The 25776-nt window shown below is 66.5% G+C and carries 21 protein-coding genes; 18 read left to right on the top strand and 3 right to left on the bottom strand.

Annotated elements, in window-relative coordinates:
- Nucleotides 1–66 precede the first annotated feature (66 nt).
- The 11 genes from oxc to ACTG4X_RS29930 all read left to right on the top strand — a co-directional run bounded on the left by oxc (nucleotide 67) and on the right by ACTG4X_RS29930 (nucleotide 12092).
- Nucleotides 67–1893: an oxalyl-CoA decarboxylase gene (oxc, locus tag ACTG4X_RS29980; RefSeq protein WP_440532649.1), complete on the top strand. Its 1827-nt coding sequence runs from the start codon at nucleotides 67–69 to the stop codon at nucleotides 1891–1893.
- Nucleotides 1894–1924: 31 nt separating this feature from the next.
- Nucleotides 1925–3187, top strand: coding sequence for a formyl-CoA transferase (gene frc, locus ACTG4X_RS29975; protein ID WP_093177424.1), 1263 nt, complete (start codon nucleotides 1925–1927; stop codon nucleotides 3185–3187).
- 74 nt (nucleotides 3188–3261) lie between these two features.
- Nucleotides 3262–3708, top strand: a complete 447-nt coding sequence (locus ACTG4X_RS29970) for a PAS domain-containing protein (protein WP_093079768.1) — start codon at nucleotides 3262–3264, stop codon at nucleotides 3706–3708.
- Complete coding sequence (gene frc / locus ACTG4X_RS29965) at nucleotides 3705–4952, top strand: formyl-CoA transferase (protein ID WP_093057514.1); 1248 nt, start codon at nucleotides 3705–3707, stop codon at nucleotides 4950–4952. Before ACTG4X_RS29970 ends, frc (ACTG4X_RS29965) begins: the two co-directional genes overlap by 4 nt.
- A 238-nt stretch (nucleotides 4953–5190) precedes the next feature.
- Nucleotides 5191–5508 (top strand): hypothetical protein, encoded by a 318-nt coding sequence (locus ACTG4X_RS29960; protein WP_435459143.1) that lies wholly within the window; start codon nucleotides 5191–5193, stop codon nucleotides 5506–5508.
- 32 nt (nucleotides 5509–5540) lie between these two features.
- Nucleotides 5541–6713 (top strand): ADP-forming succinate--CoA ligase subunit beta, encoded by a 1173-nt coding sequence (gene sucC, locus ACTG4X_RS29955; RefSeq protein WP_440532648.1) that lies wholly within the window; start codon nucleotides 5541–5543, stop codon nucleotides 6711–6713.
- Between the two features lie 145 nt (nucleotides 6714–6858).
- Nucleotides 6859–7758: a succinate--CoA ligase subunit alpha gene (gene sucD, locus ACTG4X_RS29950; RefSeq protein WP_093177427.1), complete on the top strand. Its 900-nt coding sequence runs from the start codon at nucleotides 6859–6861 to the stop codon at nucleotides 7756–7758.
- Nucleotides 7759–7809: 51 nt separating this feature from the next.
- Nucleotides 7810–8586, top strand: coding sequence for a fumarylacetoacetate hydrolase family protein (locus ACTG4X_RS29945; protein ID WP_093057518.1), 777 nt, complete (start codon nucleotides 7810–7812; stop codon nucleotides 8584–8586).
- 47 nt (nucleotides 8587–8633) lie between these two features.
- Nucleotides 8634–9650, top strand: a complete 1017-nt coding sequence (locus ACTG4X_RS29940) for a 2-dehydropantoate 2-reductase (protein ID WP_440532647.1) — start codon at nucleotides 8634–8636, stop codon at nucleotides 9648–9650.
- Nucleotides 9647–11065: a pyruvate kinase gene (gene pyk / locus ACTG4X_RS29935; RefSeq protein WP_093057520.1), complete on the top strand. Its 1419-nt coding sequence runs from the start codon at nucleotides 9647–9649 to the stop codon at nucleotides 11063–11065. The genes ACTG4X_RS29940 and pyk overlap by 4 nt, the downstream gene beginning before the upstream one ends.
- Nucleotides 11066–11144: 79 nt before the next feature.
- Nucleotides 11145–12092 carry a LysR family transcriptional regulator gene (locus tag ACTG4X_RS29930; protein WP_435466175.1) on the top strand — a complete coding sequence of 316 codons (948 nt, stop codon included), beginning with the start codon at nucleotides 11145–11147 and terminating at the stop codon, nucleotides 12090–12092.
- A 42-nt stretch (nucleotides 12093–12134) separates the two neighbouring features.
- On the opposite strand, the gene ACTG4X_RS29925 is transcribed toward ACTG4X_RS29930, so the two are convergent.
- A complete protein-coding gene (locus ACTG4X_RS29925; protein ID WP_176928890.1) occupies nucleotides 12135–12299 on the bottom strand; it encodes a hypothetical protein in 165 nt (54 codons plus the stop codon).
- 684 nt (nucleotides 12300–12983) lie between these two features.
- On the opposite strand from ACTG4X_RS29925, the gene oxlT reads away from it, so the two are divergent.
- The 7 genes from oxlT (at nucleotide 12984) to ACTG4X_RS29890 (ending at nucleotide 21354) form a co-directional block, all read left to right on the top strand.
- Entirely contained in the window at nucleotides 12984–14267 is a 1284-nt protein-coding gene (gene oxlT / locus ACTG4X_RS29920; protein WP_436318388.1) for an oxalate/formate MFS antiporter, read from the top strand.
- A 66-nt stretch (nucleotides 14268–14333) separates the two neighbouring features.
- Nucleotides 14334–14873, top strand: a complete 540-nt coding sequence (locus tag ACTG4X_RS29915; RefSeq protein ID WP_440532646.1) for a gamma carbonic anhydrase family protein — start codon at nucleotides 14334–14336, stop codon at nucleotides 14871–14873.
- Between the two features lie 263 nt (nucleotides 14874–15136).
- Complete coding sequence (locus ACTG4X_RS29910; RefSeq protein ID WP_440532645.1) at nucleotides 15137–15670, top strand: formate dehydrogenase subunit gamma; 534 nt, start codon at nucleotides 15137–15139, stop codon at nucleotides 15668–15670.
- A gap of 61 nt (nucleotides 15671–15731) precedes the next feature.
- Nucleotides 15732–17291 (top strand): formate dehydrogenase beta subunit, encoded by a 1560-nt coding sequence (locus tag ACTG4X_RS29905; protein WP_093177433.1) that lies wholly within the window; start codon nucleotides 15732–15734, stop codon nucleotides 17289–17291.
- Nucleotides 17292–17325: 34 nt separating this feature from the next.
- Nucleotides 17326–20199 carry a formate dehydrogenase subunit alpha gene (gene fdhF / locus ACTG4X_RS29900; protein ID WP_093079747.1) on the top strand — a complete coding sequence of 958 codons (2874 nt, stop codon included), beginning with the start codon at nucleotides 17326–17328 and terminating at the stop codon, nucleotides 20197–20199.
- 13 nt (nucleotides 20200–20212) lie between these two features.
- Nucleotides 20213–21064 carry a formate dehydrogenase accessory sulfurtransferase FdhD gene (gene fdhD, locus ACTG4X_RS29895; protein ID WP_440532644.1) on the top strand — a complete coding sequence of 284 codons (852 nt, stop codon included), beginning with the start codon at nucleotides 20213–20215 and terminating at the stop codon, nucleotides 21062–21064.
- Nucleotides 21065–21102: 38 nt separating this feature from the next.
- On the top strand, nucleotides 21103–21354 hold the full coding sequence (locus ACTG4X_RS29890) for a formate dehydrogenase subunit delta (RefSeq protein WP_093057526.1): 252 nt from the start codon (nucleotides 21103–21105) through the stop codon (nucleotides 21352–21354).
- Here the strand turns inward: ACTG4X_RS29890 and ACTG4X_RS29885 are convergent.
- Nucleotides 21296–21613: a hypothetical protein gene (locus ACTG4X_RS29885; RefSeq protein WP_307617011.1), complete on the bottom strand. Its 318-nt coding sequence runs from the start codon at nucleotides 21611–21613 to the stop codon at nucleotides 21296–21298. The two genes, ACTG4X_RS29890 and ACTG4X_RS29885, sit on opposite strands and share 59 nt — an antisense overlap.
- Nucleotides 21614–21708: 95 nt before the next feature.
- Nucleotides 21709–25770, bottom strand: a complete 4062-nt coding sequence (locus ACTG4X_RS29880) for a translocation/assembly module TamB domain-containing protein (protein WP_440532643.1) — start codon at nucleotides 25768–25770, stop codon at nucleotides 21709–21711.
- Nucleotides 25771–25776: the final 6 nt, after the last annotated feature.

Here is a 25776-nt window from a genome sequence, read left to right as displayed (position 1 = left end):
AAAGCTTGAGCCCGAATCATAGTCTTGGCTCGGGCCTTGGCCATTCACCCATGCAGAAGGAGAGACATGTCTTCAGTCAGAACAGAGAAAGAGGCAACCACCACGCTGGACGATGCCCTCAAGCCCGTGAAAACCCGCGATGCCGATGGCGAACAAGTGGTTCGCGCCATCAAGAGCTTGACGGAAGACGCGCCGGCCGCCGAGACCATCGACGGCTTCCATCTTGTCATCGATGCGCTCAAGCTCAACGACATCGACACCATCTTCGGCCTGCCCGGCATCCCGATCACCGACCTCACGCGCATGGCCCAGGCTGAAGGCCTGCGCGTCATCTCGTTCCGCCACGAGCAGCACGCCGGCAACGCCGCAGCAGCTGCAGGCTTCCTCACGCAGAAGCCCGGCATCTGCCTGACCGTGTCGGCCCCCGGCTTCCTCAACGGCCTCACCGCGCTGGCCAACGCCACCACCAACTGCTTTCCGATGATCCTCATCAGCGGCTCCAGCGAGCGCGAGATCGTTGACCTGCAGCAAGGCGACTACGAGGAAATGGACCAGCTCGCCATCGCCAAGCCGCTGTGCAAGGCCGCCTTCCGCGTGCTGCATGCTGAAGACATCGGCGTGGGCATTGCACGCGCCATCCGTGCTGCGCTGTCGGGCCGCCCGGGCGGTGTGTACCTCGACCTGCCCGCCAAGCTGTTCGCGCAGACCATGGACGCAGCGGCCGGCAAGAAGTCGCTCATCAAGGTCGTCGACCCCGCGCCGCGCCAGATCCCCGCGCCCGATGCCGTCAAGCGCGCGCTTGACTTGCTCAAGGGCGCAAAGCGCCCGCTGATCCTGCTCGGCAAGGGCGCCGCCTATGCACAGGCCGATGCCGACATCCGTGCATTCGTCGAGAAGACCGGCATTCCCTACCTGCCGATGTCGATGGCCAAGGGCCTGCTGCCCGACACCCACGTGCAGTCGGCCGCGGCCGCGCGCTCCTACGTGCTGCAGGAAGCCGACGTCGTGCTGCTGGTCGGCGCGCGCCTGAACTGGCTGCTCTCGCACGGCAAGGGCAAGACCTGGGCGCAGGAAAAGGGCGCCAAGCAATTCATCCAGATCGACATCGCGCCGACCGAGATCGACAGCAACGTCGCCATCGAAGCGCCCGTGATCGGCGACATCGGCTCCTGCGTTGCCGCGCTGCTGGCCGGCATCGATGCCAAGTGGGCCAAGCCGCCGGCCGATTGGACCGGTGCCATTGCCGAGCGCAAGGACAAGAACCTGTCGAAGATGGCCGTCACGCTGGCCGCGCGGCCCTCGCCGATGAACTTCCACAGCGCGCTCAGCGTGATCCGCGACCAGGTGAAGGCGCGGCCCGATGCCATCGTCGTCAACGAAGGCGCCAACACGCTCGACTTCGCGCGCAGCATCGTCGACATGTACGAGCCGCGCAAGCGCCTCGACGTGGGCACCTGGGGGATCATGGGCATCGGCATGGGCTTCTCGGTGGCCGCGGCCGTGGTCACTGGCAAGCCGGTGATCGCCATCGAGGGCGACAGCGCCTTCGGCTTCAGCGGCATGGAGGTGGAAACCATCTGCCGCTACAACCTGCCCATCTGCGTCATCGTCTTCAACAACAACGGCGTCTACCGCGGCACCGACGTGAACGCCAGCGGCACACCTGACGTGGCGCCCACCGTGTTCGTCAAGAACGCGCGCTACGACAAGCTGATGGAAGCCTTCGGCGGCGTCGGCGTGCATGCCACCACTGCCGATGAACTCCAGAAGGCCCTGGCCGAGGCCGTTGCCTCGGGCCGGCCGACCCTGATCAATGCCGTCATCGACGAGACCGCGGGCACTGAAAGCGGCCGCATCACGAGCCTGAACCCCAGCACGGCGAAGAAGAAGTAACCCGAGTTCCATCATTCAAGGAGATATCCAAATGAGCAGCAGCAACAACAAACCACTCAGCGGCATCAAGATCATCGACTTCACGCACGTGCAAGCCGGTCCCGCCTGCACGCAGATGCTGGCCTGGTTCGGCGCGGACGTCATCAAGGTCGAGCGCCCGGGCGCCGGCGACGTCACGCGTTCGCAGCTGCGCGACATTCCCGATGTCGATGCGCTGTACTTCACCATGCTCAACAGCAACAAGCGCTCGCTGACGCTGGACACCAAGCAGCCCGAAGGCAAGGTCGTGCTGGAGAAGCTGATCCGCGAATCCGACGTGCTGGTCGAGAACTTCGGCCCCGGCGCGCTCGACCGCATGGGCTTCACCTGGGAACGCATCCAGGAACTCAACCCGAAGATGATCGTCGCCTCGGTCAAGGGCTTCAGCGACGGCCACCACTACGACGACCTGAAGGTGTACGAGAACGTCGCGCAGTGCGCAGGCGGCGCTGCCTCGACCACCGGCTTCTGGGACGGCCCGCCCACCGTGAGCGCTGCCGCCCTTGGCGACAGCAACACCGGCATGCACCTGGCCATCGGCATCCTCACGGCCATCATCGGCCGCCAGCAGACCGGCAAGGGCCAGCGCGTGGCCTGCGCGATGCAGGACGCGGTGCTCAACCTGTGCCGCGTGAAGATGCGCGACCAGCTGCGCCTCGACAAGCTCGGCTACCTGGAGGAATACCCGCAGTACCCGCACGGCACCTTCAGCGACGTGGTGCCGCGCGGCGGCAATGCCGGCGGCGGCGGCCAGCCGGGCTGGGTGCTCAAGTGCAAGGGCTGGGAGACCGACCCGAACGCCTACATCTACTTCACGGTGCAGGGCCATGCCTGGGCTCCGATCTGCGACGCCATCGGCAAGCCCGAGTGGAAGACCGACCCCGACTACACGACACCGAAGGCACGCCAGCCGCACATCACCGACATCTTCGCGACCATCGAAGGCTGGCTGGCTGACAAGACCAAGTTCGAGGCGGTCGACATCCTGCGCAAGTTCGACATTCCCTGCGCGCCGGTGCTGACGATGAAGGAGCTGCTGCACGACCCGTCGCTGCGCGCCAGCGGCTCCATCGTCGAAGTGCCGCACAAGGAGCGCGGCAGCTACTTCACCGTGGGCAGCCCCATCAAGTTCTCGGACCTCAAGCCCGAGATCACCGGCTCGCCGCTGCTTGGCGAGCACACCGACGAAGTGCTGGCGGAGCTGGGCTACAGCAAGGACCAGATCTCCAACCTGCGCGAAGCCAAGGCTGTGTAGGCCGGGTTCGCTGCGGGGGCTTCATCCCCTGCAGTGAACGACGACATGTAGACAGGTAGCGCCGGGAGGCACGTATGCAAACGAACCTGGATTTCAAGCAGCTCGTCGAAGGCGCCGGCGACGCGATCATGGTGTGCGATGCGGCAGGCGCGATCACGTTGTGGAACCGTGCCTCCGAACGCATCTTCGGCTTCACCGAAGCCGAGGCGCTCGGCAAGTCGCTCGACTTGATCATTCCCCAGCGCCAACGCCAGCGGCACTGGGACGGCTACAACAAGACGATGGAAACCGGCGTCACCAAGTACGGCGCCGACCTGCTGCGCGTACCGGCGCTGCACAAGGACGGGCACACGCTGTCGATCGCCTTCACGGTGTCGATGCTGTTCTCCGCCGATCACGAGGTCACGGGCATCGTTGCCATCGTTCGCGACGAGACCGCCCGCTTTGCCGAGGAGCGCAAATTGCGCGCCCGTCTGGTAGAAGTCGAAGCCACGATGATCAAAGAAGGAGACAGTCAATGAGCAAAGCACTCGAGGGCGTTCGAATCCTCGATTTCACCCATGTGCAGTCCGGCCCCACCTGCACCCAACTGCTGGCCTGGTTCGGTGCCGACGTGATCAAGGTCGAGCGCGCAGGCGAAGGCGACGCAACGCGCGGCCAGCTACGCGACATTCCCGGTGCGGACAGCCTCTACTTCACGATGCTGAACCACAACAAGCGCTCGATCACGCTGGACACCAAGAAGCCCAAGGGCAAGGAAGTTCTCGACAGCCTGATCAAGACCTGCGACGTGCTGGTCGAGAACTTCGCGCCCGGCGCACTCGACCGCATGGGCATTACCTGGGCCCACATCCAGAAGCTCAACCCGCGCATGATCGTGGCCTCGGTCAAGGGCTTCGGCCCCGGCAAGTACGAGCACTGCAAGGTTTATGAGAACGTGGCCCAGTGCGCCGGCGGCGCGGCATCGACCACCGGTTTCGAGGACGGCCCGCCGCTCGTGACCGGCGCGCAGATCGGCGACAGCGGCACCGGCCTGCACCTGGCGCTCGGCATCCTCGCCGCGCTGTTCCAGCGCAACAGCACCGGGCGCGGCCAGCAGGTGCTCGCGCCCATGCAGGACGCCGTGCTCAACCTGTGTCGCGTGAAGATGCGCGACCAGCAGCGCCTGGAACGCACCGGCACCATGCACGAGTACCCGCAGTACCCCGACGGCAAGTTCGGCGATGCGGTGCCGCGCGCCGGCAATGCATCGGGCGGCGGCCAGCCCGGTTCCATTCTCAAGTGCAAGGGCTGGGAGACGGACCCCAACGCATACATCTACTTCATCACGCAGGCGGCCGTGTGGCCGGCGGTGTGCAAGGTCATCGGCGAAGAGGGCTGGATCAACGACGAGGCCTACGCCACGCCGGCCGCGCGCCTGCTGCACCTGAAGCCGATCTTCGCGCGCATCGAGCAATGGACCATGACCAAGACCAAGTTCGAGGCCATGGACATCCTCAACGAGTACGACATTCCCTGCGGGCCGATCCTCTCGATGAAGGAGATCGCCGCGGACGAATCGCTGCGCGAGACCGGCACCATCGTCGAGGTCGACCACCCGGTGCGCGGCAAGTACCTGACGGTGGGCAACCCCATCAAGATGTCCGACAGCCCGACGGTGGTGACGCGTTCGCCGCTGCTCGGCGAACACACCGAGGAAGTGCTGCGGCAGCTCGGCTACGGCGCGGACGAGCTGGAGACATTGCGGGCCGAACGCGTGATCTGAGGCACGGCGGGCGCAGACCCGCCCGCCTGCCATCGTGAGTTGAAAGAAAAAGCGCTGCCTGCGGGTGGCGCGGAAGGCCCTTGGGCGCGTGGATTTGGCGCCTTCCATGCATAACTTATGGCGAATGGTTTTTATAAATTCATTTAATTTTTATTTATTGTCCATCGACCCTACATTTTGAACTCGCCGGGATTTTTCATCCGATTCATCAATTCGGCATTCATTCAAGGAGAAGGTCATGGAAAACCATTCACCCATTCAGTACTGGCGCGACGAAATCGAGCGCAATGCCTATAACGCAGCATTCTTCGAATTGGGGCTGCGCTGGCATTGGGACGGCGAAACCTACGACCGCCTGATGGGCCTGAACCAGAGCGCCAACGAGCGGATCGGCCACTACCTGAAGACCCATCAGCCGCATCTGCTGAAGGCCTACGACGCCGAATTCCTGGCCGAGGCAATCGAGCAGAAGAAGGAATTGCACAGAAAGCGGGAAATGGCTTCGTCGAGCTATTTCAATTGGGCGGAAAGCCACGGCGTCGAGCTCGGCGCCTGAAATTCCTTGCAAATAAACAGCCTGCTGCGACCATGAACATCCACGAATACCAGGGCAAGGACGTGTTGCGCCAATACGGCGTGGCGACACCCCGTGGATTCGTCTGCCGTTCGCCCGACGAGGCGGCAGACGCCGCCACCCGTCTCGGTGGCCGGGCCTGGGTGGTCAAGGCGCAGATCCATGCGGGCGGCCGCGGCAAGGGCGGCGGCGTGAAGCCCGCGTGGTCCGTCGCCGAAGTGCGGCGGCACGCGGACCAGATGCTCGGCATGACGCTGAAGACGCCGCAGACCGGCCCCGAAGGCCGCGTGGTGAAGCGGCTGCTGGTCGAGGAGAGCGTCGAGATCGACAAGGAGCTGTACCTCGGCTTCGTGGTCGACCGCAATTCGCAGCGCGTGGCGCTGATGGCGTCGAGCGAAGGCGGCATGGACATCGAGGAGGTGGCCGCACGCACGCCCGAGAAGATCCACAAGCTTTTCATCGATCCGGACACCGGCCTGCGGATTGCCGATGCAGACGGCATCGCGCGCCGCATCGGCATCTCCGAGCGCTCGGTGGTGCAGGCGCGCGTGTTCATGCAGAACCTCTACCAGGCCTTCGATGGCAGCGACGCTTCGCTGGCCGAGATCAATCCGCTGGTGCTCACACGCGACGGCCGAGTGATTGCGCTCGACGCCAAGTTCGACTTCGACGCCAACGCGCTGTTCCGCCAGCCGGAGATTGCCGCGATGCGCGACTTCGACGAGGAAGATCCGGTGGAGGTCGAGGCCTCGAAGTTCGATCTTTCGTACATCGCGCTCGACGGCGACATCGGCTGCCTGGTCAATGGCGCGGGCCTTGCGATGGCGACGATGGACGCAATCAAGCTCTACGGCGGTTCGCCCGCCAACTTCCTCGACGTGGGCGGCGGCGCAACGGCCGAGAAGGTGACCGAGGCCTTCAAGCTGATGCTGCGCAACCCGAAGCTCAAGGCAGTGCTCGTCAACATCTTCGGCGGCATCATGAAGTGCGACGTGATCGCGCACGGCGTGGTCACTGCAGCGCGCGAGACCGGCCTCACCGTGCCGCTCATCGTGCGCATGAAGGGCACCAACGAAGACCTGGGAAGGACCATCCTCGCGCAGTCCGGACTGTCGATCATCAACACAGACGACATGGCCGAGGCTGCACAGCGGGCCATTGGTGCGGCTCGGAACTGGATGCGCTAGGTATGAAAGCCTGCTCCCTCATTCGCTGCGTCGTTTCGGGGCACGCTCACGCCGACGGGGGACATTCGCGGAGGGGAGTACCCGGTGTCATTCGCACCCACCCCGAACAAACGCACGCAGCACAAAACACGATGGAGCAAATGAAATGTCCATCCTGATCAACAAGCACACCCGCGTCATCACGCAGGGCATCACCGGCAAGACCGGCAGCTTCCACACACAGGCCTGCCTCGAATACGGCAACGGCAAACACTGCTTCGTCGCAGGTGTGAATCCGCTGAAAGCAGGCGGCTCGCTGGCCGGCATCCCGATCTTCGGCACCGTGCAAGAAGCAAAGGCCGAGACAGGCGCCACCGTCTCCGTGATCTACGTGCCGCCAGCCTTCGCAGCAGCGGCAATCGACGAAGCAGTCGATGCCGAACTCGACCTCGTCATCTGCATTACCGAAGGCATCCCTGTGCGCGACATGATCCGCACCCGCCACCGCATGCAAGGCCGCAAGACGCTGCTGCTCGGCCCGAATTGCCCCGGACTCATCACGCCCGGCGAAATCAAGATCGGCATCATGCCGGGCCATATCCATCAGCGCGGACGCATCGGTGTCGTCTCGCGCTCGGGCACGCTGACCTACGAGGCCGCGAGCCAGCTCGCGAGCTTCGGCATCGGGCAGTCGACCGTGGTCGGTATCGGCGGCGACCCGGTCGGCGGGCTGCGGCACATCGACGTGCTGAAGATGTTCAACGACGACCCGCGCACCGACGCCGTGATCATGGTCGGCGAGATCGGCGGCGATGCTGAAGAGGAGTGCGCGCGCTGGATCCGCGACCACATGCGCAAGCCCGTGGTCGGGTTCATCGCAGGCGCCAGCGCACCGCCCGGCAAGCGCATGGGCCATGCGGGCGCCATCATTTCCGGCGGCCGCGGCACCGCCGAAGAAAAGCTCGCGGTGATGAAGGAATGCGGTATCCACGTGACGCGCAATCCGGCCGAGATGGGAAAGCTGCTCGCCTCGCTCGTCATCCCCGACTACCTCCCGTTCGACTGACTGACGGTAGGCCGCTCCGAATTTTCATCAATCCAGAAAGCAGATAACAACATGGAACAGCAGCAGAAGAAATGGGTCCGCTTCGAGCATGCCGGTGGCATCGGCTTCGGCACATTGGAAGGCGATGCGGTGCACGAGCGCCAGGGCGACATGTTCGGCAGCTCGGAGCTCACGGGCCGCGTGTTCGCGCTGGCCGGGCTGCAACTGCTCACGCCCACCGAGCCGACCAAGGTGATTGCGCTGTGGAACAACTTCCACGCATTGGGCGCAAAGCTGAGCCTGCCGGTGCCGGCCGAGCCGCTGTACCTGCTGAAGACGCCCAATTCATATCTCGCCCCCGGCGCTCCCATCCGCAAGCCGCTGTGCGACGGCAAGGTGGTGTTCGAAGGCGAGCTCGGCATCGTGATCGGCAAGACCGCCACCGCCGTCTCCGAAGCCGATGCGCTCGACCACGTGTTTGGGTACACCTGCGCCAACGACGTGACGGTGGCCGACATCCTCAACCGCGACGCATCGTTCGCGCAATGGGTGCGCGCCAAGGGCTTCGACACCTTCTGCCCCATGGGCCCGGTCGTCGCCACCGGCCTCGACCCCGCAACACTCACCGTCACCACGCTGCTCAACGGCGAGGTGCGACAGAACTACCCGATCAGCGATATGCGCTTCTCGGTGCAGCAACTTGTGAGCCTCATCTCGCAGGACATGACGCTGCATCGCGGCGACGTGATCCTCTGCGGCACCTCGGTCGGCGTCGGCTCCATGAAGCCCGGCAGCCTCGTGGAGATCGAGATCGACGGCATCGGCAAGCTCAGCAACCGCTTCGGCTGACACATCGCCGAAGGGTCGCGCAACGAATTCAACTCTTGGGGATCGACATGAAGATTGCAATCATCGGCGCGGGCGCCATTGGCGGACTGGTCGGCGCGAAGCTCGCGCTGGCCGGCGAAGACGTGACGTTCATCGTGCGCGGCGCCAATCTCGATGCCATTGGCAAGAACGGCATCAAGCTGATCTCGGCCGAAGGCGAAGAGCAGGTGGCGCGCAACGTCAAGGCCACCGACCGCTATGACGAGGCCGGCCCGCAGGACATCGTCGTCCTCGCGATGAAGGCCCACCAGGTCGAGGCGGTGGCCAACGACGTGCCAAAGCTGTTCGGGCCCGAAACGGTGGTCGTGACGATGCAGAACGGCATCCCGTACTGGTACTTCCACCAGCACGGCGGCGCGCTCGCGGGTACGCCGGTGCGCAGCGTCGATCCCTCGGGGCTCGTTGCCACGAAGATCCCTGCGCAGCGCGTGATCGGCTGCGTGGTGTATCCGGCATCGGAGCTGATCGCGCCTGGCGTGGTCAAGCACATTGAAGGCGACCGCTTCCCTGTTGGCGAGCTCGATGGCTCGACGAGCGAGCGCGTGAACCGTGTCTCTGCCTGCTTCACAGGTGCTGGCTTCAAGGCACCCGTGCTCGACAACATCCGCTCCGAGATCTGGCTCAAGCTGTGGGGCAACCTGACCTTCAACCCGATCAGCAGCCTCTCGCATTCGACCCTGGTCGACATCTGCCAGTATCCGCCGTCGCGCGAGCTTGCCGCCGCGATGATGCGCGAGGCCCAGGCCGTTGCGCACAAGCTCGGCATCGAGTTCCGCGTGACGCTCGAAAAGCGCATCGCGGGCGCGGAGAAGGTCGGCAAGCACAAGACATCGATGCTGCAGGACGTGGAAGCAGGGCGCGCACCAGAGATCGATGCGCTGGTGGGCGCGGTGGTCGAGCTGGCCCGGCTCACCGAAACCCCGACGCCGCACATCGACACCGTCTACAGCCTGGTCAAGCTGCTCGCGCGCACCATGGAAGACCAGCGTGGCCGCGTCAAGCTCCATGAAATGACGACAGCATGAGACGCACACGCAGCGCAAAGATCGTCGCCACGCTCGGCCCAGCCACCACCGACGAGCCGGCCATCCGCGCGCTGTTCGAGCGTGGCGTGGACGTGTTCCGGCTCAACTTCAGCCACGGCACGCAGCACGACCATGCACGGCGTCTGGAAACCATCCGCCGCCTCGAGAAGGAATTCAACCGGCCCATCGGCATCCTGCTCGACCTGCAGGGGCCCAAGCTGCGGCTGGGCACTTTCGAAGGCGGTCGCGCGCAGCTCGATGCAGGCGCGCGCTTCCGGCTCGACATGGACAAGACCAGCGGCAGTGCACGCCGCGCGCCGCTGCCACATCCGGAAATCTTCGCCGCGCTGCAGGACGGCACCGAGCTGCTGCTCGACGATGGCAAGCTGCGGCTGCGCGTGGACAGCCACGGCGCCGACTTCGCAGAGACCACGGTGCTGGTCGGTGGGCCTATCTCCGACCGCAAAGGCGTCAACGTGCCGAGCGTGCTGCTGCCGATCTCGCCGCTGACGCCGAAGGACCGCGACGACCTCGACTTCGGCCTGTCGATGGGCGTCGACTGGGTTGCGCTTTCTTTCGTGCAGCGGCCCGAGGACATCGAGGAGGCGCGCGCCATCATCGGCACGCGCGCCTGGATCATGGCCAAGCTGGAGAAGCCCGCGGCCATCGAGCATCTGGATGCGATCGTCGCGCTGTGCGACGGCCTGATGGTGGCGCGCGGCGACCTTGGCGTGGAGCTGCCGCCCGAGCAGGTGCCCGAGCTGCAGCGCCTGATCGTGCGCGCCTGCCGCAAGGGCGGCAAGCCGGTGGTGGTGGCGACGCAGATGCTCGAATCGATGATTGCCTCGCCGGTGCCCACGCGCGCCGAGGTGTCGGACGTTGCAACCGCCATCTACGACGGCGTCGATGCGGTGATGCTCTCGGCCGAATCGGCCTCGGGCAAGTACCCGCTCGAAGCGGTCGCGATGATGGACCGCATCATCGTGCGCGTGGAGGCCGATCCTTCATACCGCGCGGGCATCGACGCCACGCACGATGCGGCGCTGTCGACCACGGCAGATGCTGTCTGCGCCTCGCTGCGGCAGGTGGCCGCGCTGCTCGCGCCGGCCGCCACCGTGACGTACACCTCCTCGGGCTTCACCAGCCTGCGCGCGGCGCGAGAGCGCCCGGCGGTACCGATATTGAGCCTCACGCCCGACACCGTCGCGGCGCGCCGCATGGCGATGGTCTGGGGCGTGCATGCGGTGCTGGTCGACGACGTGCACGACGTGGGCGAGATGATCGAATGCGCCTGCCGCACGGCACGCGCCGAGGGCTTCGCGAAGGCGGGCGACGACGTGGTTGTGGTCGCGGGCCTGCCCTTCGGGCAATCGGGCACCACCAACCTGCTGCACGTCGCGCGGATACCGGACTGAAGCGGACTGAGCGCGCGGCGCCAGCGCAGGCGTTGTCGCGCTGTACGATGCCGCTCGACTGCAGCCACCCTCTTTCCCGATGAAGCATGCGACCCTGCGCCAGTTGAAAGTCTTCGAGGCAGTGGCGCGGCTGCTGAGTTTTTCGCGCGCGGCCGAGGAGCTTCACCTCACGCAGCCCGCCGTCTCCACGCAGGTGCGCAAGCTCGAGGAGCACGCGGGCAATGCGTTGTTCGAGCAGTTCGGCAAGAAGATCTATCTCACGCCTGCGGGCACCGAGCTGCTGCAGATCAGCCGCGCGATCATCCAGCAGTTCGAAGCGGCCGAGAACGCGATGATGCAGTTCAAGGGCGTCTCGGGCGGCAAGCTCAACGTGGGTGTGATCAGCGCGGGCGACTACTTCTTTCCGCGCCTGCTGGTGGAGTTCGCGAGCCGGCACCAGGGCGTGACGTTGAACTTCACGGTGCACAACCGGGCGGGGCTGCTGACCCACATCGCAGAGAACCTCACGGATCTCGCGATCATGGTGCGGCCGCCGACCGACCTGGACACCGTCAATCAGCCCTTCGCGCCGCACCCTTATGTGATCGTCGCGGCGCCGAAGCATCCGCTGGTGGGTGTGAAGAAGATCCCGATGGCACGGCTGATGCGCGAGCCCTTCGTGGTGCGCGAGAAAGCATCGGACACCTGGCATTCGATGGAAGACGGCTTTGGCGGCGATCTGAGCGGCATCAACATCGCGATGGAGATCCGCAGCACCGAGACCATCAAGCAGGCGGTGATCGCGGGCATGGGCGTGAGCTTCGTCTCGGCCCACACGGTGAGCCAGGAGATGCGCGCGGGCAGTCTCTGCGTGCTCGACGTCGAAGGCTTTCCGCTGATGCTCAACTGGTACGTGGTGCACCGCCGAAGCAAGCGCCTGCCGCCGGTGGCGCAGGCCTTCAAGGACTTTCTGCTGAGCGACGGGCCGTCGCTGATATCGCAGATCGTGCCGTTCGGGAACCACAAAGAAAAAGAGCGCGGCGAGTAACTCGCGCGCGCTCTTTGTGGGGGAGGGATCCGGTGCGGCGGTTCAACGCTGCACGGCCGCCCTGCGGCGTTGCATCAGCGCGGCACGTGCGGCCTTGTAGAAGATCACGATGGGCATTGCGGCGAACAGTTCGCGCATTGCGTCGTTGGCGGTGGACGACGAGGCCGGGGTACGGAGGCTGCTGGAATTCAGTGTGGTGTGGCTCATTGAGGGCTCCAAAGGATTGAATCTAAAAGACCGAAGGGATTACCCTGAATTTTAGGGTTTACCCTAGACGAGAGCAAACGCCATTTTTGCGTTTCTTGATCTAGGTCAATTTTTTCGGAGGCAGACAGGTTCTTGCGTAGGCCTGCAACCCGTCTGCAGGAGCGCTTCCGGAGCACATGAGCGAGCGCGCAACGCGCATCGCAAATTCATGAAGGCCATCGCACTGGCCATCGAAAGTTCGCGCGAAGACTTCCGCGATTTTTTCTTCGTCGCACCATGCTGCCGCAATGTCGCTGCAATGCCGTCGCATCGCGCGATGCACATCGCATGCAGCGCGATGCACGCACGCATCGCGGTGTGTTTCGAACGGCATCGACACACACAAAGTGCGCGTGCAACGAGGCCTCGTGCTAGGGATATCACGGGGGTCTCACGAGGGCGCGATTCGTGTGAACTTGACTGAGGTCAAGAGTTTTTGAGTCGCTCAGTCCGACAGTCATTCACGCGCAGAAACTGGTGATCCCAATGCCGTGTAGCGATGCCAAGGAAACCTCGTCGCCTTTCGATGCGCACCGATCGCTCGACTGATTGCTCTGTATTCGCAGCCTGTCGGATTTAAACGAAAACACCAAGGACAACTCCATGACTCGGCCCACCTCCACGACCGCGGGTTCCAACCCCGCGATGTATCCCCCGTCCGAAACCTATGGCGCGACCGCGACGCGATCCGAGGCGTTCCGATGGGGTCAGTTGCTGATCGGCATCGTCTGCATGGCGATGATCGCCAACCTGCAATATGGATGGACGCTCTTCGTCAATCCGATTGCAGACAAGCACGGCTGGAGCCGCGCCGCGATCCAGGTTGCGTTCACCATCTTCGTGCTCACAGAGACATGGCTCGTGCCCATCGAAGGCTACCTGGTCGACCGCTTCGGCCCGCGTCCCGTGGTGCTGGTGGGCGGCGTGCTGTGCGGCCTGGGCTGGGTGCTCAACTCGGTGGCCGACTCGCTGCCGCTGCTGTACATCGCGGCGGCCGTTGGCGGCATTGGCGCAGGTGCCGTCTACGGCACCTGCGTGGGCAATGCGCTCAAGTGGTTCCCCGATCGCCGGGGGCTTGCAGCGGGCATGACCGCAGCGGGCTTCGGTGCGGGTTCGGCCCTCACGATCATTCCGATCTCCGCGATGATCAAGTCGAGCGGCTATGAATCTGCGTTTCTGTATTTTGGGATCGGGCAGGGACTCATTGTGTTCCTGCTCGCATGGATGCTGACCCGCGCGCCAAGCCACTCCAAGGCGTCGAACAGCCGCAACGTGCAGCAGGCTGGCCGCGACTACGCGCCGTCCGAGGTGCTGCGCTCGCCCGTCTTCTGGGTGATGTACGCGATGTTCGTGATGGTGGCCGCCGGCGGCCTGATGGCCACGGCGCAGCTTGCGCCCATCGCCAAGGACTTCAAGATCATGGACGTGCCGGTCAACATCATGGGCCTGGTGCTGCCCGCGCTGACCTTCGCGCTCGCCATCGACCGCGTGCTCAACGGCCTCACGCGGCCCTTCTTCGGCTGGGTGTCCGACAAGATCGGCCGCGAGCAGACCATGTTCATCGCCTTCGCGATGGAGTCGGTCGGCATCCTGATGCTCTATCACTACGGCCAGAACCCGATCCTCTTCGTGATCCTGACCGGCATCGTGTTCTTCGCCTGGGGCGAGATCTACAGCCTGTTCCCGTCGACCTGCGCCGACACCTTCGGATCGAAGTACGCGGCGTCGAACGCAGGCATGCTCTACACCGCGAAGGGCACGGCCTCGCTGCTGGTGCCGCTGTCGAGCGTGCTCGCGGCCGCCACCGGCAGCTGGCAGGCGGTCTTCATCGTGGCCAGCGCGGTCAATGCGCTCGCGGCGCTGATGGCGTGGTTCGTGTTGCGGCCGATGCGCCGCAAGCACATCGAGGCGAGCCGCGTCGTCGAATAAATAGACCACCATCGGCTTTCCGTCAGCCGGTACCATCCGGCTTTCTTCCGCCCACGCAGCCCTGCCATGAAGATGGCAGGGCTTTTCGCCGATGCACAGGAGCCCGCAGTGACGATCTACCGACTTGACGCGCATGAACCGGTCATCGACGCCAGCGCCCGCGTGGCCGAGAGCGCCAGCGTGATCGGACAGGTCGTGCTCGCAGCCGGCAGCCGCGTCGGCGCGAATGCGGTGCTGCGCGGCGACAACGAGCCCATCACCATCGGCCGCGGCAGCCATGTGCAGGCGGGCGTGATGCTGCATGCCGACCCGGGCTATCCACTGACCATCGGCGACGACGTGACGGTGGAGCCGCACGTGATGCTCCATGGCTGCACCGTTGGCGACGGCGCCGTGGTCGGCGAGCACACCATCGCGCTCAACGGCTCGGTGGTCGGCCGTGCGTGCATCGTCGAGTCCGGCTCGCTGCTGACCGAGGGCAAGGTCTTTCCCGACCGCTCGCGCATCGCGGGCAGGCCCGCGAAGGTCACGGGGGAGGTCGACGACGCCGAGGCCGAAGCGCTTCTGCTCAGGGCGCGCGGCAGCGCCGGTCCCTTCGCTCGCTAGGGCCTTTCAGCACCCCTCCCGAAACCCTGCGCGCCCGCAGGGTTTGTGCGCATTGGCACCGTGCTTGTTTCGGCGGAAATTGACTTGCGTCAAGGCCCCCGGCGCCCGATTCATCGACATTGATCCTCAAGCGGATGGCCGCGGGATTCACGTCGAATTTCATGACGTTGGTCCCGCGACAGAACCACGATGAAAACAGCTCCGCTTGCAAGCAGACAGCAATGCAGCAGCGGCGCCGGAAACGGACCAGATCGGACGGGATCATGAAACTACAACAAGCGCAGCAGGGGCACGAGGTACCGCATCCGGCCTCCGGCCCCACCGACAAGGAAGACGAACTCGTCGCTGTGCATCGCAGCCTGCTGCAGCATGCGGACGAACCAGGCGCGCTGCTGCCGATCCTGCACGACGTGCAGGACGCGCTGGGCTACATCCCCGCGCACACGGTGCCGGTGATTGCCGACGCGCTGAACCTCTCGCGTGCGGAGGTCCATGGTGTCGTCACCTACTACCACCACTTCCGTGCCGAGCCGGCTGGCCGGCACGTGATCCAGATCTGCCGCGCCGAGGCCTGCCAGGCGATGGGCGCCGACGCCTTGCTCGCCCACGCCGAACTGCGCCTGGGTTGCAATGCGCACGGCACCTCGAAAGATGGCGCCTTCACGCTGGAGCCCGCGTTCTGCCTCGGCCTGTGCGCCTCGTCGCCCGCGATGACGTTCGACGACCAGCCGCATGCGCGCATGACGGCCAAGAGCTTCGATGCATTGGTCGCGCAGACCAGCGGAGGCCGCGCATGAGCGCCGCGCCGGGCCGCCCCAAGCAAGCTCGCACCGCAGTGCGAAGCACGGAGGTACTCCAATGAGCACCATCACCGTCTACGTGCCGCGCGACTCGGCAGCGCTTGCAGCAGGGGCCGACCGCGTGGCCCGATGCATCGCGAAGGAAGCTGCGGCGCGTGGCCTCATGCTCGAACTCGTGCGCAACGGTTCGCGCGGCATGTTCTGGCTCGAACCGCTGGTCGAGGTGAACACACCGAGCGGCCGCATCGCCTACGGACCGGTGACGCCCGACGACGTGGCCGGCCTGTTCGATGCCGGCTTCCTCACCGGCGGCAAGCACCCGCTGGCTCTAGGCCTGACCGAAGACATTCCCTACCTGAAGAAGCAGGAACGCCTGACCTTCGCGCGCATGGGCATCACCGACCCGGTGTCGCTGACCGACTACCAAGCCTACGAAGGCTTCGCAGGCCTGCGCCGCGCGCTGGCCCTCGCGCCCGAGGAAATCGTGCAGCAGGTGCTCGACTCGGGCCTGCGCGGTCGCGGCGGCGCGGCCTTTCCGGCCGGCATCAAGTGGAAGACGGTGCTGGGCACGGCGGCGGCGCAGAAGTACATCGTCTGCAATGCCGACGAGGGCGACTCGGGAACCTACTCCGACCGCATGACGATGGAGGGCGACCCCTTCATGCTGATCGAGGGCATGACCATCGCCGGCCTCGCCACCGGCGCGACGCAGGGCTACATCTACGTGCGTTCGGAATACCCGCACGCGATAGCGACGCTGAACGAGGCCATCCGCATTGCCGAGGCAGCGGGCTTTCTCGGCGACAACATCCTGCGTTCGGGCAAGCGCTTCTCGCTCGCGGTGCGCAAGGGCGCGGGCTCGTATGTGTGCGGCGAGGAAACGGCGCTGCTCGAAAGCCTCGAAGGCAAGCGCGGCATCGTGCGCGCCAAGCCGCCGCTGCCGGCCATCGAAGGCCTGTTCGGGCAGCCCACGCTGATCAACAACGTCATCACGCTGGCCAGCGTGCCGCTGATCCTGGCGCGCGGCGCGGCCTTCTATCGCGACTACGGCGTCGGCCGTTCGCGCGGCACGCTGCCGATGCAACTGGCCGGCAACATCAAGTACGGCGGCCTGGTGGAGAAGGCTTTCGGCGTCACGCTGCGCGAGCTGCTGTACGACTACGGCGGCGGCTCGGCCTCGGGCCGGCCGATCAAGGCAGTGCAGGTCGGCGGGCCGCTTGGTGCGTACTTGCCCGAATCGCAATGGGACCTGCCACTCGACTACGAGGCCTACGCGGCCGTCGGCGGCACGGTGGGCCACGGCGGCATCGTGGTGCACGACGACACGGCCGACCTGTCGAAGCTCGCGCGCTATGCCATGGAGTTCTGCGCGCTCGAGTCGTGCGGCAAGTGCACACCATGCCGCATCGGATCGACGCGCGGCGTCGAGGTCATCGACAAGATCCGCAACAACCAGAACCGTCCGCAGCAGGTGATCTTGCTGCGCGACCTGTGCAACACGATGGTCCACGGCTCGCTGTGCGCCATGGGCGGCATGACGCCGTTTCCGGTGCTCTCGGCACTCGACCACTTCCCGCAGGACTTCGGTCTCGTGGTTCCCGATCGCGAAGCTGCCTAGGCGGTTGCGGCGCAGCAGCAGGAGTAAGAAAGACATGTTGGACCATCTCAAGGAAACCGATTACGGCACCCCCAAGCGCGAATCCACGCGCGAGGTGACGCTGGAGATCGACGGCAACGAAGTGACGGTGCCCGCGGGCACTTCGCTGATGCGCGCGGCGGTGGATGCGGGCATCCAGGTGCCCAAGCTCTGCGCTACCGACAGCCTGGAGCCCTTCGGCTCCTGCCGGCTGTGCCTGGTCGAGATCGAGGGCCGCAAGGGCTTTCCGGCCTCTTGCACCACGCCTGCCGAAGCCGGCATGAAGGTGCGCACCCAGACGCCCAAGCTGCAGGACCTGCGCAAGGGCGTGATGGAGCTCTACATCTCCGACCATCCGCTGGATTGCCTCACCTGCTCGGCCAACGGCAATTGCGAGCTGCAGGACATGGCGGGCGTCACCGGCCTGCGCAACGTGCGCTACGGCTTCGACGGCGCCAACCACCTGAAGAGCGAGAAGGACGAGTCGAACCCGTACTTCAGCTACGACCCGTCGAAGTGCATCGTGTGCAACCGCTGCGTGCGTGCCTGCGAGGAAACGCAGGGCACCTTCGCGCTGACCATCAGCGGCCGCGGCTTCGAGTCGCGCGTGTCGCCGGGCCAGGACGAGGCCTTCATGGATTCGGAGTGCGTGAGCTGCGGCGCCTGCGTCGAAGCCTGCCCCACCGCCACCCTGCAGGAAAAGTCGGTGATCTGGCTCGGCCAGCCCGAGCACAGCGTGATCACCACCTGCGCCTACTGCGGCGTGGGCTGCGCCTTCAAGGCCGAGATGAAGGGCAATGAGGTCGTGCGCATGGTGCCGTGGAAAGACGGCAAGGCCAATGAAGGCCACTCCTGCGTCAAGGGCCGCTTCGCCTGGGGCTATGCGACGCACCAGGACCGCATGCTCAAGCCGATGATCCGCAAGAACATCACCGACCCGTGGCAGGAAGTGAGCTGGGACACCGCGCTCAACTACGCCGCGGGCGAGTTCAAGCGCCTGCAGGCCAAGTACGGCAAGGACTCCATCGGCGGCATCACCTCGTCGCGCTGCACCAACGAGGAAACCTACCTGGTCCAGAAGCTGGTGCGTGCCGCCTTCGGCAACAACAACGTCGACACCTGTGCACGCGTGTGCCACTCGCCCACGGGCTACGGCCTGAAGCAGACGCTGGGCGAATCGGCCGGCACGCAGACCTTTGCGTCGGTCGACAAGGCCGACGTCATCATGGTGATCGGCGCCAACCCGACCGACGGGCACCCGGTGTTCGCATCGCGCATGAAGAAGCGGCTGCGCCAGGGCGCGAAGCTGATCGTGGTCGATCCGCGCCGCATCGACATCGTGAAGTCACCTCACGTCAAGGCTTCGCACCACCTGCAGCTCAAGCCCGGCACCAACGTGGCCGTGGTGACGGCGCTGGCGCACGTCATCGTCACCGAAGGGCTTATGGCCGACGACTTCGTGGCCGAGCGCTGCGATACGGCTTCGTTCAAGGAGTGGAAGTCGTACGTCGAGCAGCCCGAGCAATCGCCCGAAGCCACCGAAAAGGCGACTGGCGTGCCCGCGGCCGAGCTGCGCGCCGCTGCGCGTCTGTTCGCCACGGCTGGCAACGGCGCCATCTACTACGGCCTGGGCGTGACCGAGCACAGCCAGGGCTCGACCACGGTGATGGGTATCGCCAACCTCGCGATGGTCACCGGCAACGTCGGGCGCGAAGGCGTGGGCGTCAACCCGCTGCGCGGCCAGAACAACGTGCAGGGTGCCTGCGACATGGGCTCGTTCCCGCACGAACTGCCGGGCTACCGCCATGTGTCGGACAGCACCACGCGCGCCTCGTTCGAAGCCGCCTGGGGCGTGCAGATCAACCCCGAGCCGGGCCTGCGCATTCCCAACATGTTCGACGCCGCCATCGGCGGCAGCTTCAAGGGCCTGTACTGCGAAGGCGAGGACATCGTGCAGTCCGACCCGAACACGCAGCACGTGGCGGCCGCGATGATGGGCATGGAGTGCGTGGTGGTGCAGGACATGTTCCTCAACGAAACCGCCAAGTACGCCCACGTGTTCCTGCCGGGCTCCTCGTTCCTCGAGAAGGACGGCACCTTCACCAATGCCGAGCGCCGCATCTCGCGCGTTCGCAAGGTGATGCCGCCCAAGGCCGGCTATGCCGACTGGGAAGTGACCGTGAAGCTCGCGCAGGCCCTCGGCTATCCGATGGACTACAAGAGCCCCGAAGAGATCATGGACGAGATCGCCGCGCTGACGCCCACCTTCCACGGCGTGAGCTACAAGCGCATCGACGAGCTCGGCAGCATCCAGTGGCCCTGCAACGACGAGGCGCCCGACGGCACGCCCACGATGCACATCGACCACTTCGTGCGCGGCAAGGGCAAGTTCATCGTCACGCAGTACGTGGCGACGGACGAGAAGGTCACGCGCAAGTTCCCGCTGCTGCTGACCACCGGGCGCATCCTCTCGCAGTACAACGTGGGCGCGCAGACGCGCCGCACCGACAACAACCAGTGGCACAGCGAAGACCGGCTGGAGATCCATCCGCACGATGCCGAGGAGCGCGGCGTGAGCGACGGCGACTGGGTGGGCATCCAGAGCCGCGCGGGCGAGACGGTGCTGCGCGCCACGGTGTCCGAGCGCATGCAGCCGGGCGTGGTGTACACCACCTTCCACTTTCCCGAGTCGGGCGCGAACGTCATCACGACAGACAACTCCGACTGGGCCACCAACTGCCCCGAATACAAGGTCACAGCCGTGCAGGTGATGCCGGTGATGCAGCCTTCGGCCTGGCAGCAGGAGTACAGCCGCTTCAACCAGACGCAGCAGGACTTGCTTGCCGCCGCATCGGCGCAGCAAAGCGGCGAGACGGTACCGGCCAAGTGAGGATGCTCGCCGCATGAACCTGGTCACCGACGCCGTTCAGTTCTGCGAAGGCGCGCAGTTGCTGCCCGTGCGCGGAGTGCGCGGCGGCCGGCCATTCGACGTGCAGGACTGGGTGGCCGAGGAAGTGCCCGTGGCGCTCGAATACAACGGCATCTCGCATGCGGTGATGCTCGCGACGCCGCTCGACCTGGAAGACTTCGCGCTCGGCTTCTCGCTCAGCGAGGGCATCCTCGAAGCGGCGCACGAGCTTTACTCGGTGGAAGCCGAGCCGTCGGCGCTCGGCGTCACGGTGCATCTGCAGGTGTCGAGCGCGGCCTTTGCGCGCCTCAAGCAGCGCCGCCGCTCGATGGCCGGACGCACCGGTTGCGGCCTGTGCGGCACCGAAAGCCTGACGCAGGTTTCGCGCGAACTGCCCGTGCTGAGCAGCGAGGGCGCCGCGCAGTTCGACCGCGAGGCTATCGGCCGTGCGATGTCGCAGCTGCCATCGCAGCAGACGCTGCAAGAGGCTACCGGTGCCGTGCACGCGGCCGCCTGGTGCTCGGCGGAAGGCGAAGTGATGTGGCTGCGCGAGGACGTGGGCCGCCACAACGCGCTCGACAAGCTGGTGGGCGCGCTCGCGGCCAACGACGTCGATGCTTCCACGGGCTTCATCGCAGTGACCAGCCGCGCGAGTTTCGAGATGGTGCAGAAGGCCGCGATGGCCGGCGCGCCGCTGCTCGCCGCGGTGTCGGCGCCGACCTCGTTCGCGGTGGCCACGGCGCAGCGCGCGGGCCTCACGCTGGTGGGCTTCGTGCGGCAGCAGGACCTGGGCGTCTACAGCCATCCGCAGCGGCTGCGCACGGCGGAACCGCACCGCGTGCGCTGACGCTTCATCAACAAACAAATCAATTTTTCGAAGGCCCCATGGAGCACGATCATTCGGCACAGCTGGTCAAGATGGCCAATCAGATCGGCACCTTCTTCCAGGCGCAATCGCCGAGCGATGCCGGCGCTGCCACGCAGGCGATTGCCGGGCACCTGAAGTCGTTCTGGGCGCCGAGCATGCGCATCCAGCTGATACGCGACTTCGACGCCGGCAAGACGCCGCTGCTGATGCCTATCGTGGCATCAGCGATTCGCGGCCATCGGGCGACGCTGCTGCCTGCTGCGCCATGAGCAGCGACTCGTAGTACAGGCACAGCGGCATCGCGACGAACACCATGCCCGCGACGTAGATCACGAGGCTGGTGACCGGGAACTGCATCTCGTCCCAGTACGGTATGGAAGCCACCGCCGCGATGACGGCGATCAGCGTGATCACGCCGCGCAGCGTGCCGCGCATGAACGCGATGCGCGAGAGCCCCGGTGGGGCGTATGTCCGAGGGCCTTGCGCAAAGCTCTGAAGGCCCTCGCCCTTGTCTCCATCTTTTTTCATCGTCGTCGCTCCTCGGTGAAGGCGAAGACGGTTCTTATCACGCGCGCAAGACGCGGGTCAAGGCCGAAGTCCGGCTACTGCGGGACAACCCGCGCTCAGTCGTACTTCACGGTGTAGATCAGGTCGAGCCCGCTCGTCTGCCCCGCCTGCCCGCGCAGCGTGAGCCGCGTCGTCAGGTCGTAGAAGATGAAGATCGTGCCGAAGGTGCCGCCCAGGCTGCGTTCGTAGGTGAGGTAGAAATCTTTCGACAGCCGCTTGCCCAGCGTGACCGCCGACTCGCGCAGGTCGCCGCCGCTGCCCGGCCCCTTGAAGCCGAGTTCGTCCAGCCCGAAACGGCTGGCCAGGCTGCCGCCGCTGCCACTGCCGCCGATCTTGCCGAGCAGCGACAGCGCGGCCTGCTGCAGCAGCGCGGATTCGCCGCCGCTGGTGGCCGAAGCGCGGCCCAGGATCACCCATGACAGCGTTTCGGCATCGGACAGCGCGGGCTCCGAGTACAGCTTTACGCGTGGCGATTGCGCGGTGCCGGTGATCTGCACGCCCGCGCGCTGCGACAGGTTCGGGCGGATCGCCAAGACGTCCAGCGCCGGGTTGTCGAAGGGGCCGTTGAAACGCGCCACGCCGGTTTCCACGTCGAGCTGCTGGCCGTAGGCGCGGTACTGGCCTTTCACGGTCTTCACTTCGCCGGTGATGCGCGGCGGGGCATTCAGCCTCGTGCTGCGGATCTCCAGGTCGCCTTCGAGCCGCGTGGTGATGCCGCGGCCCTGCACCGCGAAGTCGTCGCCAAGGTCGAAGTTGATGACGATGTCCGGCGGCTTGGCGGTCTGCGGCTTGGCAGCCTGCGCGTCGGCCTGGGCGGATTCGCGCTGCGCCGTCTCGGTGGCCTCGCGGTCCTTGGCGGCGGAGCGCACGACGACGTCGCTGCCCAGGCTGGGCGCGGTCTCGTCGGGCAGGATGATGACGGCGCGGTCGGTCTTGAGCTTGCCGCGCACATTGAACTGGCCGTTGTCGAGCCGGGCCTGCACATCGCCCGAGAGCGTGACCTGCCGGTCGGTGCGCACCAGCACGCGCAACGCGCGCAACTGGCCCTGCAGGGCCATGCGGATGCCCGAGGCTGTTCCGCTGGCGGGGCCCCAGCTGAGGTCGCCGCTGGCCGAGAGCGTGCCGCCGTCGCTGCGGGCCTCGCTGGCCGAGGTGCTGCGGTTGCCGCTCTGGCCGGCGATGCGCGTGGAGCTGCCGGTGCCGCCCTTGAGCGTGAATTCGGTGATCTCGATGCGCTCGCCGCTGAGCGTGGCGCGCAGGCGGCCATCGCGCAGGTCCAGCCCTTCGACCGGTGCGCGCAGCGCGAGCTTGTCGGCGCCCAGCGTGCCGTTCCAGCGCGGCACGGCGCGGTTGCCCGACAGCGTGGCGCCGGCGTCGAGCGTGCCGGCAATGCGCCAGCCCGGCGGCGCGAGCATCGACCACACGCCGAGGTTCGGCAGCGCGGCCTTGATGGTGCCGCCCAGCGGTGCGTCGGGCGCCCACTGCCAGCCGCCGGCGCGCTGCTGTACGCGGGTGTTGATGTCGGCGTCGATCTTGCCGGCGCGTTCGCTGTCCCACGCGAGAACGGCGTGCACCGCGTCGCCTTCGGCATCGAGCCGCAGTTCGGCCTGGCGCAGGCCGGCCGGCGTGCTGGGCGCGTCGCCGTTCCCGGAGGAGGAGTTCATCGTGCGTTCACTCGCAGTGCCCGTTCCGGTGCTGGTGATGCGCGTGACGAGCGCGGCCTCGCCGGCCTGCACGCGGATGTCGCCGCTCTGGCGCCCGATGCGGGCCTTGGCGCGCAGCGTGTCGCCGGCGTCGATGTCCCAGTCGCCGTTGAACATCAGGTCGCCGCTGATGCCGTATTCGCCCAGCGTGGTATTGGCGCCGAACGCGCCGGCCCAGGCCATCGGCAGGCCCTGCAGCTGGCCCTTGGACTGCACGCGGAACACGCGGTTGGGCGCCGCGCCGCTCTGGCTGAAGCGCAGCGGCTGCCAGTCGATGCGCACGGTGCCGGGTACCGGGCCGCGCAAGGTGGCCGCGGCGGCGGATGCTTCGACGTCGAGGCGGGGTGCATTGCCGCTGGTGGTGCGGATGGTTGCCGTGACTTCGCGGCTCAGCTCCAGCACCCACGGGTCGCCGGGGCGGGCGCTGTCCTGTGCCTGCAGCTTCAGGCTGGCCAGCGCCGCGCGCCATTGGCCGGCGCCGGCGATGCCGCCGCTGGCGCGGGTGTCGATGTTGAACTTCTGCGTGCCGGTGGCGGCTTCGCCCTTCAGCGTGAGCGAGGCCTGCGCGAGGCTGCCTTCGAGGTCGGCGCGCAGGTCGCGCAGTTGCACGGCGGTGGTCGTGCCGCCGGGCGTGGCCGAGGGCAGGCTCAGGTCGAGCCGCGGCACGCCGAGCATGGCCTTGAGGCTGGGCTCGGCGCCGCGCTGCGCGGGCGCGTTGGCGTTCTGCAGCCGGCGCTGGATGGTCTGCCAGCCGCCTTGCCAGCTGGCGTCGAGCTTCGCCGAGCCCTTTGCGCTGGCGTTCGCGAATACGCCGGACAGCCCGGGCAGGCTTTGCACCCAGCGCTGTACGACGTCGGCATCGTCGATGCTGGCTCTGATGTCTCCACCGCCTGCAGACGGTGCAATGCGGCCATCGACCTGCGCGCTGCCGCCCGGCAGCACGAGGTTGAGCTTGCCGCTGGCAGCCTGCTCGGCCACGCGCACCTGCAGCCGGCCATCGACGCTGGCGCGCTGGGCCTCGATGCGCAGCGTGCGCAGGTCGAGCACCTGGTCTTTCCATTGGCCCTGGGCCAGCGCGCGGTCGAGCGCGAAGCCTGGCAGGGCCTTGCTGCCGGCGCCGCCCTCTGCGCGCAAGGCACCGTCGAAGGTGATGGTGCTTTCCTTCTGCTCGGCCTTGAGCTGGCCGCTGACGGGCGCGCCCGAGAGTTCGGTGTACAGCGCGCCGGGCCGCACGCCGCGCACGGTGGCCTGCGCCTGCCACGGCGACGGCGCGGGGCTCCACTTGCCGGCCGCGTCGATGCGTCCGCCGCCCGCGCGCACGGTGGCTTCGGGAACGCTCCAGCTCGTGCCGTCGAAGCCGACCTTGGCCTGCACCTGTTCGAGCGGCAGTTTCTCTTTGTCCCACGGGCCGGGCACGGCGTTGCGGATGTCGGCCGAGGCCTTCCATGCGGTGGGCCCGGTATCGGCGTCGGGCTGCAGTTCGACCGTGCCGGTGAGCTGCGTCTGGGGTGCGCCGGGCCACAGGCTCGACGCATCGACGTTGCGCAGGTCGGCCTTCGCGTCGATCACCGGCTGGGGCAGCCAGGGCGCGATCTGTGCCTGCAGGCTGGCTTCCATCGGCGCATCGGCGTTTTCTTCGGCCGGCTTCAGCTCGGCCGCTACCTGCAGCCGCGCAGCGGTGCCGGCGAGCGTGCCCTTCACGGTGGCGGTGGCCAGCACGTCGATGTTGTGGTCCTCGGCCAGCGGCGCCTTCACGCGGCCGTCGAGCGATGCATCAATCGCCATGGGCGCGGGGCCTTGCAGCTTCACGCGGGTGCTGTAGTGGCCGTCGGCAATGTCCACGCCCTTGACTTCGAGCACATGCTCGGCGGCCTTGTAGCTGTAGCTGCCCGAGAGGTTGAGCGCCTGCAGCGCGGGCGGGCCGGCCCAGCGCACTTCGTCGATGCGGAAGGGCAGCTCGATCTCGATCGGCAGCGCGAGCCGTTCGAGCGGCTCGGTGGGCTTGTCGCTGGGCGGGCCGCGCTTTTCGATGAGCACCTGCTTCGCGTGCACCTCGCCGAGCTGCACCTTGCGTTGCAGCAGCGGCGCGAGCTGCCAGCCGATGGTGGCTTCGTTCACTTCGACGGCAATGCCCTCGCTCTGGTACTTGAGCCAGCCGATGTGGCCGCCGGTGCGCAGCGAGCCGCTCACGTCGCGGCTTTCGAGCGTCTGCCCGGCCGGCAGGCGCTGCGCCGCCTGCGCGATCGCGAAGGCGAGCGAGGTGTTCGAGCCCAGCCACCACCACGCGCCCGCGACCAGCAGCACCACGGCGAGCAGCAGCCCGGCCACGGTCCAGGCCAGGGCGCGCATTGCCCGGCGCGCGCGCGAGCGGCGGGGGGCGAGGGGCGTTGGCGTGGGGTCTGCGTCGGTCTGCATCGAAAA

The sequence above is a fragment of the Variovorax sp. YR566 genome (assembly GCF_051992195.1).
Taxonomy (GTDB): Bacteria; Pseudomonadota; Gammaproteobacteria; order Burkholderiales; family Burkholderiaceae_C; genus Variovorax.
This window is presented reverse-complemented; position numbering and strand designations above follow the sequence as displayed.

What these genes read in the sequence shown, in the direction of transcription:
- ACTG4X_RS29905 (WP_093177433.1), top strand. Translation starts at nt 15,732, where the DNA reads ATGAGCACCATCACCGTCTACGTGCCGCGCGACTCGGCAGCGCTTGCA.
- ACTG4X_RS29945 (WP_093057518.1), top strand. Translation starts at nt 7,810, where the DNA reads ATGGAACAGCAGCAGAAGAAATGGGTCCGCTTCGAGCATGCCGGTGGC.
- ACTG4X_RS29970 (WP_093079768.1), top strand. Translation starts at nt 3,262, where the DNA reads ATGCAAACGAACCTGGATTTCAAGCAGCTCGTCGAAGGCGCCGGCGAC.
- ACTG4X_RS29925 (WP_176928890.1), bottom strand. Translation starts at nt 12,299, where the DNA reads ATGAGCCACACCACACTGAATTCCAGCAGCCTCCGTACCCCGGCCTCG.
- pyk (WP_093057520.1), top strand. Translation starts at nt 9,647, where the DNA reads ATGAGACGCACACGCAGCGCAAAGATCGTCGCCACGCTCGGCCCAGCC.
- sucD (WP_093177427.1), top strand. Translation starts at nt 6,859, where the DNA reads ATGTCCATCCTGATCAACAAGCACACCCGCGTCATCACGCAGGGCATC.
- fdhD (WP_440532644.1), top strand. Translation starts at nt 20,213, where the DNA reads ATGAACCTGGTCACCGACGCCGTTCAGTTCTGCGAAGGCGCGCAGTTG.
- frc (WP_093177424.1), top strand. Translation starts at nt 1,925, where the DNA reads ATGAGCAGCAGCAACAACAAACCACTCAGCGGCATCAAGATCATCGAC.
- oxc (WP_440532649.1), top strand. Translation starts at nt 67, where the DNA reads ATGTCTTCAGTCAGAACAGAGAAAGAGGCAACCACCACGCTGGACGAT.
- ACTG4X_RS29880 (WP_440532643.1), bottom strand. Translation starts at nt 25,770, where the DNA reads ATGCAGACCGACGCAGACCCCACGCCAACGCCCCTCGCCCCCCGCCGC.
- ACTG4X_RS29930 (WP_435466175.1), top strand. Translation starts at nt 11,145, where the DNA reads ATGAAGCATGCGACCCTGCGCCAGTTGAAAGTCTTCGAGGCAGTGGCG.
- frc (WP_093057514.1), top strand. Translation starts at nt 3,705, where the DNA reads ATGAGCAAAGCACTCGAGGGCGTTCGAATCCTCGATTTCACCCATGTG.
- ACTG4X_RS29915 (WP_440532646.1), top strand. Translation starts at nt 14,334, where the DNA reads ATGAAGATGGCAGGGCTTTTCGCCGATGCACAGGAGCCCGCAGTGACG.
- ACTG4X_RS29890 (WP_093057526.1), top strand. Translation starts at nt 21,103, where the DNA reads ATGGAGCACGATCATTCGGCACAGCTGGTCAAGATGGCCAATCAGATC.
- ACTG4X_RS29940 (WP_440532647.1), top strand. Translation starts at nt 8,634, where the DNA reads ATGAAGATTGCAATCATCGGCGCGGGCGCCATTGGCGGACTGGTCGGC.
- ACTG4X_RS29885 (WP_307617011.1), bottom strand. Translation starts at nt 21,613, where the DNA reads ATGAAAAAAGATGGAGACAAGGGCGAGGGCCTTCAGAGCTTTGCGCAA.
- fdhF (WP_093079747.1), top strand. Translation starts at nt 17,326, where the DNA reads ATGTTGGACCATCTCAAGGAAACCGATTACGGCACCCCCAAGCGCGAA.
- sucC (WP_440532648.1), top strand. Translation starts at nt 5,541, where the DNA reads ATGAACATCCACGAATACCAGGGCAAGGACGTGTTGCGCCAATACGGC.
- ACTG4X_RS29910 (WP_440532645.1), top strand. Translation starts at nt 15,137, where the DNA reads ATGAAACTACAACAAGCGCAGCAGGGGCACGAGGTACCGCATCCGGCC.
- oxlT (WP_436318388.1), top strand. Translation starts at nt 12,984, where the DNA reads ATGTATCCCCCGTCCGAAACCTATGGCGCGACCGCGACGCGATCCGAG.
- ACTG4X_RS29960 (WP_435459143.1), top strand. Translation starts at nt 5,191, where the DNA reads ATGGAAAACCATTCACCCATTCAGTACTGGCGCGACGAAATCGAGCGC.